The 19,852-nt window shown below is 45.8% G+C and carries 18 protein-coding genes; 5 read left to right on the top strand and 13 right to left on the bottom strand.

Annotated features, from left to right (window positions below; genetic code table 11):
- Nucleotides 1-242 precede the first annotated feature (242 nt).
- Together ACXAGK_RS13925 and ACXAGK_RS13920 are read left to right on the top strand one after the other, a co-directional pair.
- Nucleotides 243-1,631 (top strand): NAD-dependent succinate-semialdehyde dehydrogenase, encoded by a 1,389-nt coding sequence (locus ACXAGK_RS13925; protein ID WP_474856689.1) that lies wholly within the window; start codon nucleotides 243-245, stop codon nucleotides 1,629-1,631.
- Nucleotides 1,632-1,841: 210 nt separating this feature from the next.
- Nucleotides 1,842-2,969, top strand: a complete 1,128-nt coding sequence (locus tag ACXAGK_RS13920; RefSeq protein ID WP_474856688.1) for an MBL fold metallo-hydrolase — start codon at nucleotides 1,842-1,844, stop codon at nucleotides 2,967-2,969.
- A 279-nt stretch (nucleotides 2,970-3,248) separates the two neighbouring features.
- On the opposite strand, the gene ACXAGK_RS13915 is transcribed toward ACXAGK_RS13920, so the two are convergent.
- From ACXAGK_RS13915 to gspC, 13 genes are all read right to left on the bottom strand, one after another.
- Nucleotides 3,249-4,682 carry a YdgA family protein gene (locus ACXAGK_RS13915; RefSeq protein WP_474856687.1) on the bottom strand — a complete coding sequence of 478 codons (1,434 nt, stop codon included), beginning with the start codon at nucleotides 4,680-4,682 and terminating at the stop codon, nucleotides 3,249-3,251.
- Nucleotides 4,683-4,768: 86 nt separating this feature from the next.
- Nucleotides 4,769-5,524, bottom strand: coding sequence for a type II secretion system protein N (locus ACXAGK_RS13910; protein WP_474856686.1), 756 nt, complete (start codon nucleotides 5,522-5,524; stop codon nucleotides 4,769-4,771).
- On the bottom strand, nucleotides 5,521-6,000 hold the full coding sequence (gene gspM / locus ACXAGK_RS13905; RefSeq protein WP_179985004.1) for a type II secretion system protein GspM: 480 nt from the start codon (nucleotides 5,998-6,000) through the stop codon (nucleotides 5,521-5,523). Before gspM ends, ACXAGK_RS13910 begins: the two co-directional genes overlap by 4 nt.
- The gene (gene gspL / locus ACXAGK_RS13900) at nucleotides 5,997-7,196 is read right to left on the bottom strand and encodes a type II secretion system protein GspL (protein ID WP_474856685.1); all 1,200 of its coding nucleotides are present in this window, start codon (nucleotides 7,194-7,196) and stop codon (nucleotides 5,997-5,999) included. The genes gspM and gspL overlap by 4 nt, the downstream gene beginning before the upstream one ends.
- On the bottom strand, nucleotides 7,196-8,266 hold the full coding sequence (gene gspK / locus ACXAGK_RS13895; RefSeq protein WP_474856684.1) for a type II secretion system minor pseudopilin GspK: 1,071 nt from the start codon (nucleotides 8,264-8,266) through the stop codon (nucleotides 7,196-7,198). Before gspK ends, gspL begins: the two co-directional genes overlap by 1 nt.
- Nucleotides 8,266-8,892 carry a type II secretion system minor pseudopilin GspJ gene (gene gspJ, locus ACXAGK_RS13890; RefSeq protein WP_474856683.1) on the bottom strand — a complete coding sequence of 209 codons (627 nt, stop codon included), beginning with the start codon at nucleotides 8,890-8,892 and terminating at the stop codon, nucleotides 8,266-8,268. The genes gspK and gspJ overlap by 1 nt, the downstream gene beginning before the upstream one ends.
- A 1-nt stretch (nucleotide 8,893) precedes the next feature.
- Nucleotides 8,894-9,322, bottom strand: coding sequence for a type II secretion system minor pseudopilin GspI (gspI, locus tag ACXAGK_RS13885; protein WP_474856682.1), 429 nt, complete (start codon nucleotides 9,320-9,322; stop codon nucleotides 8,894-8,896).
- A 26-nt stretch (nucleotides 9,323-9,348) separates the two neighbouring features.
- Nucleotides 9,349-9,975, bottom strand: coding sequence for a type II secretion system minor pseudopilin GspH (gspH, locus tag ACXAGK_RS13880; RefSeq protein ID WP_269917930.1), 627 nt, complete (start codon nucleotides 9,973-9,975; stop codon nucleotides 9,349-9,351).
- 5 nt (nucleotides 9,976-9,980) lie between these two features.
- Complete coding sequence (gspG, locus tag ACXAGK_RS13875; protein ID WP_012520130.1) at nucleotides 9,981-10,418, bottom strand: type II secretion system major pseudopilin GspG; 438 nt, start codon at nucleotides 10,416-10,418, stop codon at nucleotides 9,981-9,983.
- Nucleotides 10,418-11,644, bottom strand: a complete 1,227-nt coding sequence (gspF, locus tag ACXAGK_RS13870) for a type II secretion system inner membrane protein GspF (RefSeq protein WP_474829099.1) — start codon at nucleotides 11,642-11,644, stop codon at nucleotides 10,418-10,420. The genes gspG and gspF overlap by 1 nt, the downstream gene beginning before the upstream one ends.
- On the bottom strand, nucleotides 11,645-13,204 hold the full coding sequence (gene gspE, locus ACXAGK_RS13865) for a type II secretion system ATPase GspE (RefSeq protein ID WP_474829101.1): 1,560 nt from the start codon (nucleotides 13,202-13,204) through the stop codon (nucleotides 11,645-11,647).
- 1 nt (nucleotide 13,205) lies between these two features.
- Nucleotides 13,206-15,251 carry a type II secretion system secretin GspD gene (gene gspD, locus ACXAGK_RS13860; protein ID WP_179984997.1) on the bottom strand — a complete coding sequence of 682 codons (2,046 nt, stop codon included), beginning with the start codon at nucleotides 15,249-15,251 and terminating at the stop codon, nucleotides 13,206-13,208.
- Between the two features lie 116 nt (nucleotides 15,252-15,367).
- Nucleotides 15,368-16,288, bottom strand: coding sequence for a type II secretion system protein GspC (gene gspC, locus ACXAGK_RS13855; protein WP_474856681.1), 921 nt, complete (start codon nucleotides 16,286-16,288; stop codon nucleotides 15,368-15,370).
- A 128-nt stretch (nucleotides 16,289-16,416) separates the two neighbouring features.
- Here gspC and hslR point away from each other — a divergent pair, with 128 nt between their 5' ends.
- From hslR to ACXAGK_RS13840, 3 genes are all read left to right on the top strand, one after another.
- Nucleotides 16,417-16,821 carry a ribosome-associated heat shock protein Hsp15 gene (gene hslR, locus ACXAGK_RS13850; RefSeq protein WP_179984995.1) on the top strand — a complete coding sequence of 135 codons (405 nt, stop codon included), beginning with the start codon at nucleotides 16,417-16,419 and terminating at the stop codon, nucleotides 16,819-16,821.
- 23 nt (nucleotides 16,822-16,844) lie between these two features.
- Nucleotides 16,845-17,744 carry an Hsp33 family molecular chaperone HslO gene (gene hslO / locus ACXAGK_RS13845; protein ID WP_474856680.1) on the top strand — a complete coding sequence of 300 codons (900 nt, stop codon included), beginning with the start codon at nucleotides 16,845-16,847 and terminating at the stop codon, nucleotides 17,742-17,744.
- 444 nt (nucleotides 17,745-18,188) lie between these two features.
- Entirely contained in the window at nucleotides 18,189-19,751 is a 1,563-nt protein-coding gene (locus tag ACXAGK_RS13840; protein WP_474856679.1) for a phosphoenolpyruvate carboxykinase, read from the top strand.
- Nucleotides 19,752-19,852: the final 101 nt, after the last annotated feature.

Below are 19,852 nucleotides of genomic sequence, written 5' to 3'. Positions count from 1 at the left end.
ACGCAGCATATCGGCCCTCGAACAAAAGTAATCCCCTTGAGGGCCGCCCTTCTTTGCCTGAAGTGCTCGCTCTGAAATCTTTACTGCGATAAGTAATCTTTTCTAATTCCAGTTTTATTCTCAGACTTCATCCTTGCTGTGGCCTTGCTCTATGTTGCTGAATATGTTGCGAAAAAAAGTTTTTTGCAATTTGGCTTTCTAGTTGCACCTTCACTTTAACAAACGGATTAAGGAGAGTGACAATGAGTGAGACAATTAATACCTACAACCCTGCTACAGGTGAAAAGATCGATCATTATCATTTGATGTCAGCTGAAGACGCCGAACAAGCGGTAACGCGTTCTCAAGAAGCATATTTGAACTGGCGCCGTACGTCATTTGAAACTCGAGCCGATTTATTTAATAACCTTGCCAATTTAATGGAAGAGCGCATTGACGACCTTGCCAGCCTAATGACCCGCGAAATGGGAAAAGTGACGGCGCAGGGTAAGCAAGAAGTGCAGCTGTGTGCTCAAATTTGTCGATATACCGCGGAGCATGGCGCATCATTTTTAGAAGACGAGCACCGTATTTTTGAAGGTGGTCGTGCGATCATTACTTACCAGCCTATTGGCGTTATTCTGGGTATACAGCCTTGGAATTTCCCTCTTTATCAGGTTATACGCTACAGCGTATCGAACATCATGGCAGGTAATACGACAGTGCTTAAACACGCTAAAAACGTGTTTGGTATGGCACAAGCCATTCAGCAGATGTACGAAGATGCTGGTTTCCCGAAAAACGTATATCAGTCGTTATTAATTGATGGCGGTACGGCAAGCGACCTAATTAAGCATAAATACGTACGCGGCGTTACCTTCACCGGTAGTGATGAAGTCGGTAAACAAGTTGCGAAAGAGGCCGCGAGTTTATCGAAGAAAACCGTGATGGAACTTGGTAGTAACGATGCTTTCTTAGTACTTGAAGATGCCGATATCGACCATGCGGTAGAAATGTGTATTCAAGGCCGTGTTATCAATAACGGTGAAACGTGTGTAGCGGCTAAACGCTTCGTTATCGTGGATAGCGTTTATGACGAGTTTAGAGACAAGTTCGTAGCACAGTGTAAGAAGCTTAAAGTGGGTGACCCAACGGATGAAAACACTGATCTTGGCCCTATGGCCAGAGAAGACTTGCGTGATGAACTTCACGAACAAGTAAAAAAATCGGTAGAAGCTGGGGCGAAACTCACTCTTGGTGGTGAAATTCCAGACTCTAATGGCTACTTTTACCCAGTAACGGTGCTTGAAGATGTATCATCTGGTATGCCGGCGTATGATGATGAACTGTTTGGCCCTGTTGCGTCATTAATTCGAGCCCGCGATGATAAGCAGGCGATGGAAGTTGCGAACGATTCGCGCTATGGCCTAGGTGGCGGTATCTTTAGTACTGATACTGATAAAGCTGTTGCCCTAGCGAAAGACGAATTTGACACCGGCATGGTAAATATCAACGGGTATTCATTAGCGCAGCCGAACCTACCCTTTGGCGGTGTAAAAGACAGTGGTTATGGCCGTGAGCACGGTGGTTATGGTATGCGTGAATTCGTAAATATCAAAACCATTATGGTAGCGGAGAACACTGCGGAGTGATCATTAGTTAAGTAAAGCCATTAGCTAATTAATATAATGAGTTAAAAAATGGGGTACGTCATACGTGCCCCATTTTTGTATGTCTACGGCCCTACTTTCAACCTTTCTTCGCTATCACAGAGCTTTCATTGAATGATTTTTCACCCATGTTCGGTCTTTTCCTTTGATATAAATGTATAAATTCTTATGAATCGATATAGGATGATGGCGATGAAGGTCTTACAAAGACAGATAAGCGGTATAGGATTAAGTGCTGACATTAAGTACAACAAGAGATCCATTAAGCGCGCGAAGCAAAGCGGTAAGGCGTGCAAGGGCTCGCTGAACATACTAGCCGCTACTGCTGCGCTGGCATTTTCTTCTGCAGCATTGGCATCGTCTGATGCGCTACTTCATACATCATTGCAATCGGATATATCACCTCATTCATCGTCTCAACAAACAAATAGTGCAAAAAGCGAGAGTGAAGGCGACACCTCTATGGCTTGCGGTAATGTCTCCGTGCAGGTACTAGGGTCGGGTGGGCCTGAGTTGGATGATGGAAGAACCTCTAGCGCGTATTTGGTCTGGGTAAATAACAAAGCTCGCGTGCTAGTAGATGCTGGCAGCGGCAGCAGTGTTCAGTTCGGCGCCGCTGGAGCGTCATTTGAAACCCTTGATGTGATTCTACTTTCCCACTTACACACCGATCATTCAGCGGATTTACCCAGCTTCGTAAAAGGGGGTTATTTCACTAATCGCGAGAAAAATCTATGGGTAATGGGACCAGACGGCAACCAAACTATGCCCTCTACTAACGCCTATGTGTCATCGTTAATTGGCGAGGAAGGCGCGTTTAAATATTTATCTTCTTACACTATCGAAGGTCAAGACGATTACACAATATCGGCGAAAAGCGTTGCAAACGCTACATTAGAGAAACCCTTTGAAATCGCGGTGAATAGCGATATTAAAGTTGAAGCGTTGTCGGTAAATCACGGTCCTATACCCACTCTTGCGTGGAAGGTTAAGGCTAACGGGTGTGAAGCGGTATTTTCTGGCGATACTAACGATAAAGAAGGAAATCTAGCGCGCTTTGCTAAAAACGCTGACCTTTTAGTACTGCATAACGCCATTGACGATAACGCGGGGCGCGTTGCGAAGAATCTGCATATGACACCAACACAAATCATCGATATTGCCGAGCAGTCTAAAGCAAAGCGCATTGTGCTGTCTCATATTATGAAGCGCAGCGAATCGGGCTTAGATGCGCTTACCGAGGCTATTACAGTTGTAGCCGAAGGACGTGTCTACGCTGCTCAGGAATTGATGAATATCGAGTTGCTTGACGAAAACTAGCCGCAGTTTCAAGTCAAATACGTAGCTATGGTAGCCTGTAACAAGGAGCTTGGCTTTTACGGGTTTTGGATGTTTAAAGCTGAGTAGAATGAGGTTACTTAAAAAAATGCAGAGCGTTTAGGCTCTGCATTTTTAATTTGGGCATGTTTAATTCAGAGTAAGTCAGTCAACGCTCAGCGCAAATAGCGCTCGTACTATTAACCGCGATTTTAACCGTACTTTTCACCGTACTCTTAACCGTACTTTGCTTTTCGGGTATTCAAAGTACTGTTCTACTTGTTACTGAGGCGCAAAAGGCAGTGGAATAGGCGTGCCGTTAACGCTGGCTTTGCCGTCTTTAAGCTCCAGTTTTGTTTCGTAACCCTTCTCGGTTTCTTTTATCAAGCCTTGCTGAGCAAAGGTGCTTAACATCATTGGTGTTTGCTGCTCTACTGCGGCTTCGAGTTCTTCTGCTGACATGTTTTGCGCTTGTGGTGTTGCCATCAATTGGCCCATCATATAACCAGACGCTACGCTTTGCGCAAAGGCCTTATCAGCAACTATTTGTGCATCAGCCATGAGGTGTGTTACCCAATAAGCCACATCTTCCATGGTACCCGGTAGCGCATCAATGCCTACTAGCTTAGTATTCGCATGGGCACTAAACGAGCCTTCAGGTAACGTCGCTTTCAGCGTCGTAATGTTAAGTTCGGGTTCGGCTTTCAGCTGTGGAAGTAAGTTAGCTTCGACAAACTCCATCATTTTAGCGGGTACTTCTTCAGAAGGGATCATTAAAGATGTGTTGCTAAAGTCTTGATAAGCCTCGATGAAGTCTACGTCTAAGTTGTTTAGGGCAACGCCTAACACCATATCAAAGGCTTCAAGTTCTGGCCCCACGACCTTATCAATGGCGTATTCTACGTACACATTGACGGTGTTGTTGTCTTTATCAATGTTGGTGTCTGTAATCAGTGCAATATTCTCTAGCTGCACCGTAGCGCCCGCTTCAAGGCCGGATACTTCCATGGTTTCGATAAGCGCTTCAATTTTAGTTTCAAACAATTCGCCCTTGAAAGCTTCCATCATGCTGCCGTCATAGGCTACATCCATAGATAAATTAGCCATTTTCATTGAAAACTCATCGGCGTTAATACTTAGCGACTCGCCCGAGGACGTATATAAGGTTTGCCCTCCATCAGGCTTAGCTTCACCCGTATAACCGGAAAACAGCAGGGTAAAGCCTTCTTCCTCATTAGTTGCGCTAAGGGCGGGAATTACATCTTCATAGCTTAGACCGCCAAATAGACCAACCACGCCTTCATTGTGATAGATAGACTGTTGCGCATCCCATTGAACGTATTCTCTCAATTCATCGCCATCAATTGACACTGTATAATGAACGCGCCCTAATCCAACGCCGTCACCAAAGTACACAGGACCGTGATGCGCAACCAAAGTAGCGGTAATGTTAGGGTTTTCGTCTAAAGGCATTTCTGCGGCATCGACATTTTGCGCATTGAAAAGCGCTTGAAAGTCTATAGCAAGTTTGATTTCCGCTTTTGTTGAGAACCAGCCTTTGTCGTACGAAAGGACTTCGGCTGAATATACAGCCTGTTCGTTAAATCCGTTTACTGCAGCGTTAACATTATCTTCAACGCTAGAACCGATAAAATAAGGGGCAATACCAAGCGCAACTAAAGTCACGCCAGCGCCAGCTAAAAGAGGTTTGTTCATTGTACAATCCTTTGTTGAGTGTGTTTCCTAGTGGCCCTGGTATAGAAACCAGGGCGCATTCTGTGATATTAATTGGGTTTAGTACGTTAAAGCTTTATTGGGATATACCCACTGCTATTAGGCGCACCAAACAAGCGAGCCGCTTGGTGTACTTCGTTGGGCAAGCTATCGTCGGGTTTAAATTTACCGCTAACGCGGATATTTTTCATGTTGGTAGGTATAACCGCGTCCATAGATAGGCTTAACAAGTTAGGCTCGCTTACCATGATGCCAATGTCTTTCCCTTCGCAACGAAGATTAGCTGAGTAAGTACCGAAATCAATGGGTCCTTGAGTTCCCGCAACCGTCGCGTTTAACCAGTCTCCTGTACCATCTAGCGACTCACACGCTGGACCAAAGGTTAGATCATTTAACGAGACTTTAAAGCGTCCGCCTGCATTTACCGGTAAGGGTAGGCGAACTTGTGCAAGTACTCTATCTACAGGCAGATACAGCGTAAAGTTTTCGGTATTGATTGTATCTTGGCTGAAAAGCCCTGTAGTAACAGGCCCTTCAAACGCGATGTCGTTTTTATCTCGAATATTACCGGCTTTAAGATCTAGCTTAACTTTACCCAATAACAAATGAAGTGGGCTAAGTTCCCACTTCAGGTTATTAACAGGCAAGCCGTTAACCACTAGGGTCTGTGCTTTACCAGAAAATAAAGTGCCACTTACTCCGCTTACCGAGACATTATTCGGCAGTGTTACACGACCAATAACCTGCACTGCGGGCATATAAGCAATAGCAAACAATAGGAAGGCAAGAATTCCGCCTATGATCCAACTAACTTTCGACTTCATGCTTTACCTAACTGTAGTCGGCGAATTTTGATATAGCCCGGCGCATCTGCTTCAGCTATATCGGCTTGTAGAATAACTACGCCCATGTTTTCCATGGCTTTAAGCCATTCTAGAACCGCATTAAATGGCGCTTGGTCTACCCACACCTGCAGTTCATCACCTTGAGGCTGCATACGGGAAATAGCAATATCATGTTGGGCAGTGGTTCGGTTCACCGCTTGCGGTAACGACCCCGAAAACGCCCTTTTGTTGCCCGTGCTACGACGTAACTGCTGAGCGCGTGCACCGCTGTCTTTTACCCAAACTAAAAGCGATTGCTGGTTATCAAGTAATTGCTTTTGTTTGTCTAGCGCAGCATTAAGTGGCGACCAAACTGCAAAATAAAACAGTGCTATCACTACCATCACTGCAGAAATTAGCACTAATTTTTGTTCCCGTTCAGTGAGAGCTTTGTATTTTTCTAAAAGCGCGTTCACAACGTACTCCTTACTGAAACTGTACCCACAACGCCATTATCACGATTATTAATCGCCCCCTGTTCAACCACAAAGCCCGCGTTTTCAGCGCTGCGTTTAAACTGTTCCAAGGCTTCGAAGTTTTTGCCCTGCGCCTGAATACGAATTTCCGTGCGGGTAGCATCAAAGCGCAATGTTTGCGGCTTAACTTCGGTGGCTGAAAAAGCCGGTGCAAGCTGATCTAACATAATAAGCATGGAAGCATCCCCACCACCCTGCTCTAACTTGGCAAGCTCGCTTTGTAGCTTTAAACGCACGTTGCGATAGGTACCAATATTTGGGAAACCGGCTTTAACCGCGCTATTTATTTCACTGCTAAGTGCTTGGTTTTGCGACTTTAGCTGATAAAGAGTAACGCCTTTATCTACTAAGCTGGTACACAGTGCAAGTACAGCGAGTACAGCGGCTACACGCCACTGACTTAGCACACCGGCGCGCTTACGTTTAATCTTGTAATCGCCCTGGCACAAGTTAAAGCTGCTTTGCATGGCTTCTTTAGCCAATACTTGCATGGGCAACTCAAGTGGGGCCTGCGCTTCTTCAATATTCGGTAAACTGCCTAAATCGATACCAGCGTAGTTCGTAATGGTCACGGGCGCTTCTTGCTGCGCAGTAAAATGCACTAATGTAGGAAGCAACCAAGTTTGTTCACCTTGAACCCCTTTAAACTCGTCTTGGCGAACCAGTAGCTGCTCACCTAAGGTCAGTACCGACCAGCCGTTTTCGGTTACTGGAACAGCGAGTACATCAGGAATAATAGTGTCGCAGAATAACTCTGCTTCGCTTAGCCAAGCTTGCCACTGCTCCATTTTTTCATGGCTAACCACAGCGACAGCTTGGTTGTCGCCGCGCTTAGGGCCAATAGCAAAGAACTGCTGGCTAATGTCGGTAGCCAATTCGTCTTCCAGCATAAATGGAATTGCAGAGATAATTTTACGCCCAGCTTTAGGCGGTAGCTCTACCCATTTAAGCAGAATCTCACTGCTTGGTGCTAGAGCGATAACGCTTCGCTGACCAGCGCGCTCAGTGAGCGTAGATAAGTCTTCTGCACTAGGTAGTTCGCCAGAAGCAATGATCTCGTCTTCAGATTTTGAATAAACGAGCCAGCTTATCGGGTCTGTATAGTTGGCGCCTAAACGCACCAATAATTGTTCCATTAATAGGTTCCCCCAAACTCGCGATTCACAATGCTAACGCCACTGTCGGCGCTTGCATGAAACACGGTGGAAAGCTTAAAGGTTGCTTTGTTGTATTGTGTTTTTGTATGCAACATAAAATATTCAGTTTTAACCGTAAACCAATCTTGTCGAGAGCTTGTTAAATTAAGCGCTTGAACAGAGGGCTCGCTTAAAAAATCATTGATTTCGTCCCAGCCGTTTTGCGGACGGCTGCTGAGTAAACTCGTCGCTTGCTGAATATCAAGCCCCGTTAGGCCTGCTAGTAGTGGTGCATCTTCCTCATCTAACGTATTAACGTTTATTTTCAATTCACTGTAATCTGGGATCACGCAAACCAAAGGCATTAAATCGTCTAGCCACGCTGGTGATACGCCGTTAATAATACGCAATTCACTTTTCGATGCCAGTGGTCCGTTGGCTGCAAGATATGGAAACTCTCTTGACTCATACTCGCTGTCTTCTGCGCCATAAGGGCGCATGCTGTCATCTTCATCAACCCAGTCTGCTAAGCTGTCGCGCAGTGTATCGGCGGTAAAGTTGTCTAGCCCGTCAACGTTTAGCGATAGCAGCATGGTATGAAAGGCTTCCATAGCTTCGGTGGTATTGCTTGACGCACTATTTGCGTTATTCGAGGCACTACCCGACGCTATTGCGTTAAGATTAAAGCAAGCTTGAAGGTCTTCCAAATTAGCCGTTAAGCCACCGTTTTCTAATGGATAGCTAAATTCTTGTGCCCAAGGTTGGTCAATAGAAATAGTATCTGGGCTTTCCTCTATCAGCGACTGAATTGACTTGCGTGCAAAAGCTTCGGCGCCCATGGCGTACCAATAAGCCTGATTATTATCTTTTAAATTCATGGTGCGCTGCACTTGTAGCTGTAATCGCGTGCCCATTTCTGTAGCTAGCACGGCCACTAGTGCCACAATCATAAGCACAATCATTAACGCCACACCCTTTTGGTTAGCTGGTGGGCTAGACGGTTGGCGCTTACATGTCGCAACCGTAGCGCGCGTATGGTTTTTTAAAAGGCGTCTTCCTGTGCTTGGCATTATGACGATTCACCCGTGGTTAAGGTGAATTCCCTTCGAATTTTGCCAAAGTCTTTACTTACAAATTCTATCGCCACTGCCCGCGGTAGCGCCGCGCCTTTGTAGCTTTCACTCCACGAGATATCCTCGTCATCATCTAACGAACTGCTGTTCGAGGTGGCGAGAAACTCAATTTTTAAACTTTCTACGTCTTCTAGCAGCACTCGTACTTTGGGCTCGTAGCCAATAACATTATCCACGTAATTACTGTAAAGACGCTCAAGCCTGTTCTCTTGAAGTCTATAGGCAACAAACTGTAGGGTACTTCTTGGTAGCATTAACTGAGGATTGTGCCATCCGCCCCGCACAAAACCAATGCCATCATCATCGCTGTCGTCGGTTTCTCCACCTGCCATTACTACATCTTGCTTTTCTCCGTTTACACGAGAAGCGCGAGGTACTGCCTGTTGAAGATCACGTTCAATAGTGATCATGGCCCTCTGTAGCAATTGGAGCTTAGCAAAGCGCTCTTCAGAAATATCATTGCTGTCGATAACTGTGGTAAGCAAGCTCGTTGACGCCAGCCCGATAAGGGTAAATATGGCCATGGCAATCAGTATTTCTATAAGCGTAAATCCGCGCTGCATACTAGTTCCCCGCCGTTGGCTTAGCCACAAACGTGGTAACCGATGTCACTGAACTTTCGTAGTTTTCGTCTTCGCCTACCGAAACGGTAACTGCACGCAAGTCGTTATCGTTGGTCTTCGCAACAGTTTGTTGCCAGTACCAAGTGCGGTCAGCCATCTCCATGGTGCCTTTTAAATTATTTTTTGGTGGCCAGGTGGTATCAAGCTGAAGCTGGTTAAGGCGATTGCTTGCTACCCAATTGGCAAAAGTGACAGACTCTATTTGGCCAACGCTAGATAAGTGCTCGCCAGCGGCTTTAAGCACGGCGGTGCCTGTTAGTGCGAAAATAAGCAGTGCCACCATAACTTCAAGTAGGGTTAAACCACGTTGGTTATGGGGGGTGTTACACGACATGCTCTTGCTAGGCGAATTTACCCAGTTTGTTCTCATACAAGGTGCTTTCATAGTGGTCGCGTTCATAATGGACGCTCCAGGGGACCTTCAAGCACTAAAGGCGGTAAGTCTTGGTTTTGTAAGCTGTAATAGACAGGGTCGTCGCCGTCATCGCCCTCATAATTAAACGATAGGGTAAAAGGTGTAATTTCGCCGCTAGACATAATCAGCACTTGAGGCGGAGGCAGCTTTTTCTCTTCTTCGTTACCTATTTCTACGCCTTCGTCAGAAACACTTAGGTTTTCGTCGAACAATTCTCTGTCAAAGAGTCTATCTTCAACGTCCCACGGAAGGTCGTCTAAATTTAAGGTGAAGGTAAAAGGTTCGGGTAACGTGTAGGGCTCGTAGGTTTTTTCCCCTTCAATACGCTGCCACTCATCATCGTCGTCTAGGTAAACGAAGTAGTATTCGTTTTTGTCAGCTTCAAACCGCACGCCCAGCTGTTGTTGATTTAACACCGCGAAGTCGCTGGCCATATCAATGATCACCTGCAGGCGTTGGGCTTGGGTTTTTAATAGGTCTGACTTACTTGCGCCGAAGGCGTTAAACATAACGTAACCCGCCGCCAAGCCCATAAGCAGCAGTACCAGCATGACTTCTAATAAGGTAAAGCCTGCTTTATAAGCCGATGTACTGCCGCGGTAGCGCATATAGGTTAGTTTAAGTATTCGTTGATGTTCCAGTTACCGATGTCATCATCAGTACCCGGTTCACCGTCTGGCCCATTAGAGAAGATATCTACTACACCAAGCTCTCCTGGGCTAATTAGCGCATACGGGTTGCCCCATGGGTCTTCAGGTAGGCGCTTAATAAAGCCGCCTTCTGGGTAGTTGCGCGGGATTGGGTCGATAGTCGGCGCTGTCACTAGCGCATCAAGACCTTGCTCAGTGGTTGGGAAGCGGTTGTTACGCAACTTGTACATTTCCAGCGCACTTTCCATTTGCTGAATGTCTACCGCGGCCTTTTTAAGCTGTGCTTCCTCTTGATTACCCAAAATTTGTGGTGCAACCATCGAGGCCATAATACCGATGATTAGAAGTACGACCATGACTTCAATCAAACTGAAACCAGAACTGCGATTAAGTGTTTTCATTAAATATTCACCATGTTGTTCAATGCTAAAATTGGTTGCAATATTGCCATAACGATAAACAGGACAATGCCTGCCATCGATACAATAAGTAAGGGTTCAAATACCTTAAGTGAGACACCAATAAGCGCTTCGAATTCCCTATCTTGATTATCTGCTGCGCGAGCCAGCATTTGCTGTAGCTCGCCAGACTTTTCACCTGATGCAATCATGTGCATCATCATTGGTGGAAACATTTTCGTGTTATCTAGCGCGGCGCGCAAGCTGGAGCCTTCTTTAACGTTGACTGCCGCATCGGCTACTTGATTTTTAATATGCTGGTTTTCCAGTACATCGCCTGAAATCCGCATAGCTTCGAGTAGCGGCACTGCGCTGGCACTCAATATACTTAAGGTACGAGCAAATCGGGCGGTATTTAAGCCTCTAGAAACTTTGCCTATTAAAGGCAGGGTTAAAAGTGCTCTGTGATAGCGCAGCTTCATGTGTTTTTGCTGTAGCACTCGCTGAATAATAACGATAAGTACGCCTATGCCAATTAGCATAAATAAACCGTAGTTCTGAAGCCATGTACTTACGGAAATAAGAAACTGTGTTATGCCCGGCAGGTCTTGCCCCATATGGTCAAACTGGCCAACAATTTTTGGCACCACTACGGTTAACAGCAGTAATACGATACCCATTGCAAAGAACAGCATTAACGATGGGTAAATCATCGCCTGAGTAATTTGGCTGCGGGTTTGCTGCCTGCGCTCTGTGTAATCGGCCAGTCGGTTAAGCACGGTATCAAGGTGACCGGATTTTTCACCAGCTGCAACCATTGCGCGGTATAGTTCGTCAAACACACTAGGAAATTGTGCAAGCGCGTCTGCAAGACCGTGACCTTCTACCACTTTACTGCGTACCGCCATCATCATGTTCTTCTGGCGGGGTTTTTCACACTGTTCGGCGACGGCAAGTAGTGCTTCTTCAACAGGAAGTGCTGATTCTACAAGTGTTGCCATTTGGCGTGTAAGAAGCGCTAAATCCGATGCTGAAATACGTGGTTTAAACAGTGAAAAAGAAAGCCCTTTGCCTTCGCTTTGAGACCGCTCTGCAACTTGCTCTACTTCTAACGGAATTAAACCTTTTTCACGCAGCTGTTGGCGTACCTGACGTGCGTTATCGCCTTCAAGCACCCCATTTGTATTTTTACCGCGGGCATTAACCGCTTTATAAGCGAATGCCGCCATTTAGTCTTCCCTCGTTACTCGAAGCACTTCTTCAAGAGAAGTTTCTCCAGCTAGCACCTTGCTGCAGCCGTCTTCACGGATGCTTGGGGTCGAGGTTCTGATATAACGTTCAATAGCTTGTTCGCCCACACCTTCGTGCATCATTTCACGCACTTTTTCATCAACTAATAACAGCTCGTGAATGCCGGTACGGCCACGGTAACCAGTTTGATTACACGCTGCGCAGCCGTGCGGCTTATAGATAGTGGTGTCGCTCGTTGCGCTCTGCCCTAGTACTTCAAGCTCAGAAGCGTCTGGCGTATGGGGCTTTTTACAATCTGAGCACAGGGTACGTACCAGTCGCTGTGACAATACGGCCAATAAGCTCGACGACAGCAAAAATGGCTCAATACCCATGTCTTCTAGACGAGTAATGGCACCTGCTGCAGTATTGGTATGTAGTGTAGACAGTACCAAGTGACCAGTTAAACTGGCTTGAACGGCAATTTGTGCGGTTTCGATATCGCGAATCTCACCCACCATGACTACATCAGGATCTTGACGCAAAATAGCGCGAAGGCCTCTAGCAAAAGTCATGTCTACACGGGGGTTAACCTGTGTTTGTCCGATACCTGGCAGATCAAACTCGATAGGATCTTCAACCGTTAATATGTTTCTGTCTCGCGAGTTTATTTCAGTTAACCCGGCGTACAGCGTGGTACTTTTACCAGAACCTGTTGGGCCGGTAACCAAAATAATGCCGTGAGGCTTTCTGATAAGGGACGAAAAATGGTTTCGGTTTTGAAGCGTCATACCTAAATCTTCTAGATTTAAGCGCGCATTGTTCTTATCAAGTAGACGTAGCACCACACGCTCGCCATGACTCGATGGCATGGTAGAAACACGAACATCCACAGCGCGACCGGCAATGCGAAGCGTAATACGACCATCTTGAGGTACGCGTTTCTCAGCAATGTCTAATTTCGCCATTACCTTGATACGCGAAACCAACATGGATGAAAGTTTGCGATTAGGACGCAAAATTTCCCGCAATACACCGTCTACGCGAAAGCGAACAACAAGCTGATTCTCAAAGGTTTCTATGTGAATATCCGACGCACCTTCTTTTATCGCTTCGCCTAACATAGCGTTGATAAGCTTGATGATAGGCGCATCATCTTCACTGTCTAATAGATCTTCAGTGTCAGGCAAGTCTTCGGCAAGGGCGAACAAGTCGCTTTCATTGCCAAGGTCTTCCATTAGCTGTTTAGCTGCAGAACTATCGCGCTGAAACGCACTCGTTAATAGGTTTTCAAACTCGTCAGCAGGGATAGTTTTAGGTACAAACGGTTCCCCATAAAACCGCCTAACTTCGGCAAATACGTCAAATGGCGTATTTTCTGTAAAATACAGAACAGCTGGCGTTTCGTTGGTTTCAAGCAGCACCTGGTTGCGCTTTGCAAAACTAAACGATAACTGCTTGGGGCCAGCCTCTTCTTCAGGTAAACCGGCCTCTTCACCCATGGCTTCTAGGGCTTCTTCTTGCGCCTCTAGTGCTTGAGTAAGTTGTTCATCCGCCATACTACTCGTTACCTTCTTTCTGCTTCTCTTTCTCTGAAAGATACTCTTCAAATGAAGGTGGTAGGGCTAGTGCATCGTTCCACTCAGGCATGCTCGGCGTTTCAGCCGATGGCATTAAAGACACACCCTCTTGCTGACGCTTAAGCTGTAGCGCTCGAATATAGTTGTATTTACGATGACTGATTGAGTTCATAGTAGCGCCATCACGAACAATCGTAGGTTTCAAAAATACCATTAGATTACGCTTACGCTTGCTGGTCGACGTAGTTTTGAAAAGGTGACCAAGAATAGGGATGTCGCCTAAAAGTGGCACTTTAGACACACTTTCCTGTACGTCTTCATCAATCAATCCACCTAGTACGATAGTGCCGCCATCATCAACGATTACTGTGGTTTTAATTTCACGCTTGTTAATCGAGATATCTACCGAGGTAGCGCCGCTTACACTCGACACTTCTTGTTCAATAAGTAGCTGAACAGCGTCGCCTTCGTTGATCTGCGGTGTCACTTTAAGTTTGATACCCACTTCTTGACGGTCGACCGTTTGGAACGGGTTAGAGTTGTTCGCGCCCGTTGTAGTACCGGTAATAATCGGTACTTCCTGACCTACAATGAAAAAGGCTTCTTCATTGTCCATAGTGGTAAGGTGAGGTGTGGCAAGAATATTAGAATTGGTGTCAGTGCTTACCGCTTGGACAACAGCGCCCCAGCCATTTTCGATAACACCGGCAATCAATCCATTAGCACCACCTAAAAGGCTGGCTAGTGAAGTATAGTCGCCTTCATCGGTGGTAGTCACAGTTACCACTTCACCGTCGTCGGTAACATAGGCTTCGGTGTCTGTATCATCTTCTGCTTGCTTAAGGGCTACGGCTAATGAACCTACAGGAACTACACCGTTGCTAAATTGCGTGCCGCCACCTTGTTCTGAAACCCATTGTACACCTAGCGTTGTGCCATCGCCTTCAAACACTTCTACGATAATAGCTTCAACTTGTACCTGCGCACGGCGAATATCTAGCTGTCGCACCACTTCCTCAAGCGAGCGCATCATATCCGGCTCTGCGGTGATTACGATAGCGTTAGAGTCTTCATGTGCGTCAATGCTGATTTCGCGGTTTGAACTCGCTCGGCGTGACGTGGTGCCGCTGCCTTGCTCTTCTGCTTGAATACTGGCCGATACGCCTTGAAGTACCTTAACTAAATCTTCTGCTTTTGCGTAGTTTAGGAACAATACGCGAGTGTTGCCATTGGACTCAAGTTCTTGGTCCATGCGCTGAATAAGGTTAATAAGACGCTGACGTGCTTTAACGTCGCCACTTACGATCACAGAGTTCGTTCTATCGTCTGCTACAACGCGAGGTTCAGATTTAGCTCCAGTATTCGCTTTGCCTTGTGATTTGTTGATACTTTCAATAATACGTACCATCTCAGAGGCTGACGCGTAGCGAAGCTTAACAATTTCTACTTCTTCGTCACCCGCGCGGTCTACGCGTTCAATGATTTCCACAAGACGATTTACTACCGCAGCGCGCCCTGTCAGCATCATAACGTTTGATGGATCGTGGCTTACTACGTTACCGCCACCTGCTTGGTCATTTAGCTGACGTAAAATAGGAGCCAGCTCACGTACTGGTACGTTATAAACAGGCACTACGCGGGTAATAAACTCATCGCCGTCTTGTTGCGCGCCTTCCACTACTGGAATATTAGAGGTTTTTGCGTCTTTAGAGCGTACAACTTTTAAAATGCCGCTTGGCATTTCAACAACAGCAAAGTCGTAAACTTGGAGTACATTTAGGAAAAATTGATAGTACTGATCTTCATTAAGCATGTCGTAACTGCGTACGCTAATTTTGCCGCGCACGTTTGGGTCGACAATAATGGTGCGTTCAAGATTTTTGCCAACAATATTAATGAATTCATTGATGTCAGTATCTTTGAAATTAGGCATGTATTCAGCGGCAGTCACCGAGAAACACAGAAGCGCCGTACACATAGCTGTGCCCAAGCGAGATAATAGTTTATGGCTAGTGCGCCTTTTCATTCTAACTTCCTTCATTTCCTAACATGTCGATGGCTGAATTGCTTGCACAGTTTCTGTGCTGACCTCTACAAAAACGCTTACCAGTAAAAAACGAGCCGTTACCGTTTTAGTTGTTGTTACGCCTCGGGTAAATCTAAGTAGAGCGTGGTTAAACTGCCATCTCGAATAATCGTTAATTCTATATTTTGTGCATTGCGTAGCTCAGACAAAGCCTCTTGCGATTGTTGCAAGTCGGTAAGGTCTAGCCCGTTAATTTGGGTAATGACATCGCCAGCCTGAAGCCCGGCCGATTTGAATAACTCAGGCTCTTTCCCAGGACTAACTTGATAACCTATAAGTTGGCCTTCCTCAGTTTTCGGCGATATCGAAATAAAATCTGTAAAGCTAGCAGGCCGTTCACGAAGTGCCGCAGTTGCCTCTAATGCTTCATCGCTAAGCTCGACGGTATCTTCTTCTAATTCATCTTCTGGCTCAGGGCGATTTCTTGCCTGCATTTCACGGCGACGATTAGCTTCGTCGTAGTCAATGCCGTCTAGCATCAGGGTTTCGTTTCTTACCCCGTTTTTAATAATGACGCGGTCGTTATACACCTTTTGCAACGTGGCATTGGTGCCTTCGATTTTGTCGCCTAAACCATACACCGCTTGGCTTCCACGATTTTCAATAATCGCAGTACCAGCTTCTTGTTCCGAACTTGCTACTACACCCGTTAAAGTTAGATTCAAACGCGTTTCCGGGGCGTCGGTTACTTCGGCAACGGGTTCAGCAGGTTTAGCTGCCGCATTACCAAATAAATTCAGCTGTTGTATTTTCGCTATGTTGACCCCACTTTTGCCTGATGACGATGAAATAACCGGAGCTCGGCTTACTGTGGGTGTCGCAGATAGTTGAGGTTCAGGTATAATTCGCCACACGAGTTTGGCAGCAAATGCAATTAAATACAGGCTAAGCAGAACCACTACTATGGTATGTAGCTGTTTTTGATGCTGGCTTAGATAAACAACCAGAGATTGTGGATTGGGTTTATTGAATGTCATGCTGCCACTAATGGTACTGCTTTATTATAATATAGTGAATTTTTGGTTAACCGCGCTTTAGCAAACCCATAATAGCCTAGTAAAGGTGAGGGTCAAACACTAAAGCCGCACCATTACGAAATTATTACATGAGCCAATCGGAAAGTAACAATACACCACAAAATGTTAGGCTGGACAAGTGGCTATGGGCTGCAAGGTTCTTTAAGACTCGCGCCATCGCTAGAGATATGGTGCAGTCGGGGAAGGTCCAGTACAACGGGCAACGAGCCAAACCTGGTAAGCATGTAGAGCTTGGTGCCATGATTAAAGTTCCCGCAGGATGGGATATTCGTGAAATAAAGGTGCTAGGCTTAAGTGATAAGCGTTTAAGTGCACCTTTAGCGCAGGCGCTTTTCGAAGAAACGGCTGAAAGTGTAACAAAACGTGAAGAAAACCAAGCTGCACGAAAAATGAGCGCGTTTCACAGTCCTAAACCAGATCATAGACCTGATAAAAAGCAGCGACGACAGATTATTAAATTTAAGCAGCAATAGTGTGCTGCTCAACAGGATCATTTATGAGCGATTTCGATAAATTACACCGCTTCCTATTCACCCAAGCTAACGTTCGAGGCGAATTAGTTCGCCTAGATGAAAGTTTAAAAAACATAGTGCACAGCTATGAATACCCAGTGCAAATTCAAACTTTGCTAAGTGAAATGGCTGCGGCGACATCACTTTTAACGGCAACCCTTAAGTTTAAAGGTGAAATTTCACTGCAAATTCAAAGTAAAGGGCCAGTAAGTTACGCGGTATTAAATGCCACACATGAGCAAACGCTTCGCGGTGTGGCGCGCTGGGATGAAACACTGGAAACGCTGCCAGATACCTTTTCTGAGCTATTGTCGCAGGCCGTGTTGGTTATTACGATTACACCAGATGAAGGTGAACGTTATCAGGGCGTAGTTGCATTAGATAAGCCTTCTCTAGCTGAATGTATTGAAGGCTACTTTGCTCAGTCAGAGCAGCTTGCAACCAGCGTGCACCTAATGACTGACATGAGCGACCCTAAAAACGCGAAAGCGTCGGGCGTGTTATTGCAAGTACTACCTACCGATGCAAGCGCAACTGACGTGTCGCAGGCCAATGAATTTGCTCACATCTCAAAAATTACCGAAACACTGACCAAAGAAGAGATGTTCTCTTTGCCAGTTGAGGACATTTTATACCGTCTTTATCACCAAGAAGATGTGGAAATGTACCCAGCTAAGGACGTATCGTTTGCGTGTTCTTGCTCAAAAGAGCGCAGCGCAGAAGCGCTTCGTCATGTAGAGAAGTCTGAACTTCACGCGATTATTGCTGAAGAAGGCGCGATCAAAATGAACTGTCAGTACTGCCATGCAGAATACCGCTTTGACAGTATAGACGTTGAAGCTATTCACAGCGGCAACTTCGACGCTCCTTCTTCTAATCAGTAACTACTTGTTTACTTCTGTATCAAAGCACCTTCTTTCGAAGGTGCTTTTTTATTTCAGAACACCTCGCAGTATATCTCAATTCATTCGCTCAACACTTCACTTGTGGTCAAAAAATACCCAGCAGTAAGTGTTTAACTTTTCTCCACAGTCCCACTTTCCTTTTATTTCTGTTTCAGTGAAAGTTTTCACTCGCTGTTTCAAAAAAAATTTAATTTTTTATTTTGAAATTCATCGATCAATATAGGTTTTCTTATCCCTATTTTTGCATTTATATCCAAGGTAAAGGCTTTCCTTGTAATTAATTTACAATATTTATGAAATTAGTATGTTCTAAATAGTGAGTATGCGTTTTATAAATGCTCTAAAGGCCTTGTTTACATTACACTCAAAGAGGTGATACTTTTTTGAAAGTGCTTTTGAAAAATTACATATAGGGTAACAGCCATGACCGCAGCAGCCTCAATTCAAACGGAACTGAAAGTAACGCCACTTATCGACCTGCCAAATGCAGAGCTCATCGAACGCGCCGTATTGCGCGGAGAAGGTGTATTAGACAAAAACGGCGCGCTTGTCGTTGAAACCGGCAAACGTACCGGTCGTTCTCCAAACGACCGGTTTATTGTGAAAGAGCCAACTACCGAAAACGACATCGATTGGGGCAAAGTTAATAAGCCTTTTGACGCCGACAAATTCGATGCACTGTGGGATAGAGTAGAAGCTTATCTTTCTACCCAAGAACACTTTCTTTCACACCTTCAAGTAGGCTCAGACCCCGAGCATGCTTTATCTCTTGAGGTAAGAACGCAAACTGCTTGGCAGCACGTGTTTGCTCGTAATCTATTTATTATTCCACAGCAGTGGAATGTGAAAGGTGACCAGCCTTGGCAAATCTTAAACGTACCTGGTTTCACCTGTGAGCCAGAGCGTGACGGCACAAACAGTGACGGCACAGTTATCATCAACTTCGCGAAAAAACGCGTATTGCTTGCGGGCATGCGTTACGCGGGCGAGATGAAAAAAGCCATGTTCTCAGTGCAAAACTTCCTGCTTCCAGCAAAAGATGTACTACCTATGCACTGCTCAGCCAATGTGGGTGAAGAAGGCGATGTGACCTTGTTCTTTGGCCTTTCAGGTACTGGTAAAACTACGCTCTCAGCTGACCCTAAGCGTTTCTTGATTGGTGATGACGAGCACGGCTGGGCACCAGGTAGCGTATTTAATATCGAAGGCGGTTGTTACGCTAAGTGTATCGATCTTTCTCAAAAGAACGAGCCAGTAATTTGGAATGCTATCAAGTTTGGTACCATCCTAGAAAACGTAGTGCTTGATGAAACGCGCACGCCAGATTATACCGACACATCGTTAACCCAAAACTCACGTGCGGCCTATCCGCTTTCGCACATTGAAAAGCGCGTTGCTGAAAACCGAGGCGGCGAACCTCGCTCAGTCGTATTTTTGACCTGTGACGTGAGCGGCGTATTGCCTCCTGTTTCAGTGTTAAGTGAAGAAGCTGCGGCGTATCACTTCCTAAGCGGTTACACAGCGAAAGTAGGCTCTACTGAAATTGGTTCTACTAGCGATATCGAGTCAACCTTCTCAACCTGTTTTGGTGCGCCTTTCTTCCCGCGTCCAGCAGGCGTGTATGCAGAGCTTCTGATTAAGCGTGTTAAAGCGTTTGGTGCAAAGGTTTACTTAGTTAATACCGGTTGGACAGGCGGTCCTTACGGCACAGGTAGCCGTTTCGATATCCCTACTACGCGCGCCATCATCGATGCGATTGTATCGGGCAATTTGGCTGATGTTGAAACTCAGCACATTGACGCGTTAAACCTAGATGTGCCAGTGGCAATAGACGGTGTAGACAGCAATTTGCTTGTGCCTCAAAACACGTGGGCTGACAAAGAGAAGTACAACGAATACGCCGCTAACTTAGTTAGCGACTTTAAACAGAACTTTGAAAAATATGACGTTAGCGACGCTATCGTTAAAGCCGGGCCGGGTAACTAATACTCGGTTCGCCCCTTCCCAACGTTCATCACACTCAACGTGATTGATGTTTTGCCCGCACCGTGTTGCGGGCTTTTTTATTGTTGTTAACAAATTTAACA

The sequence above is a fragment of the Alteromonas sp. ABM1_013 genome (assembly GCF_056160505.1).
This window is presented reverse-complemented; position numbering and strand designations above follow the sequence as displayed.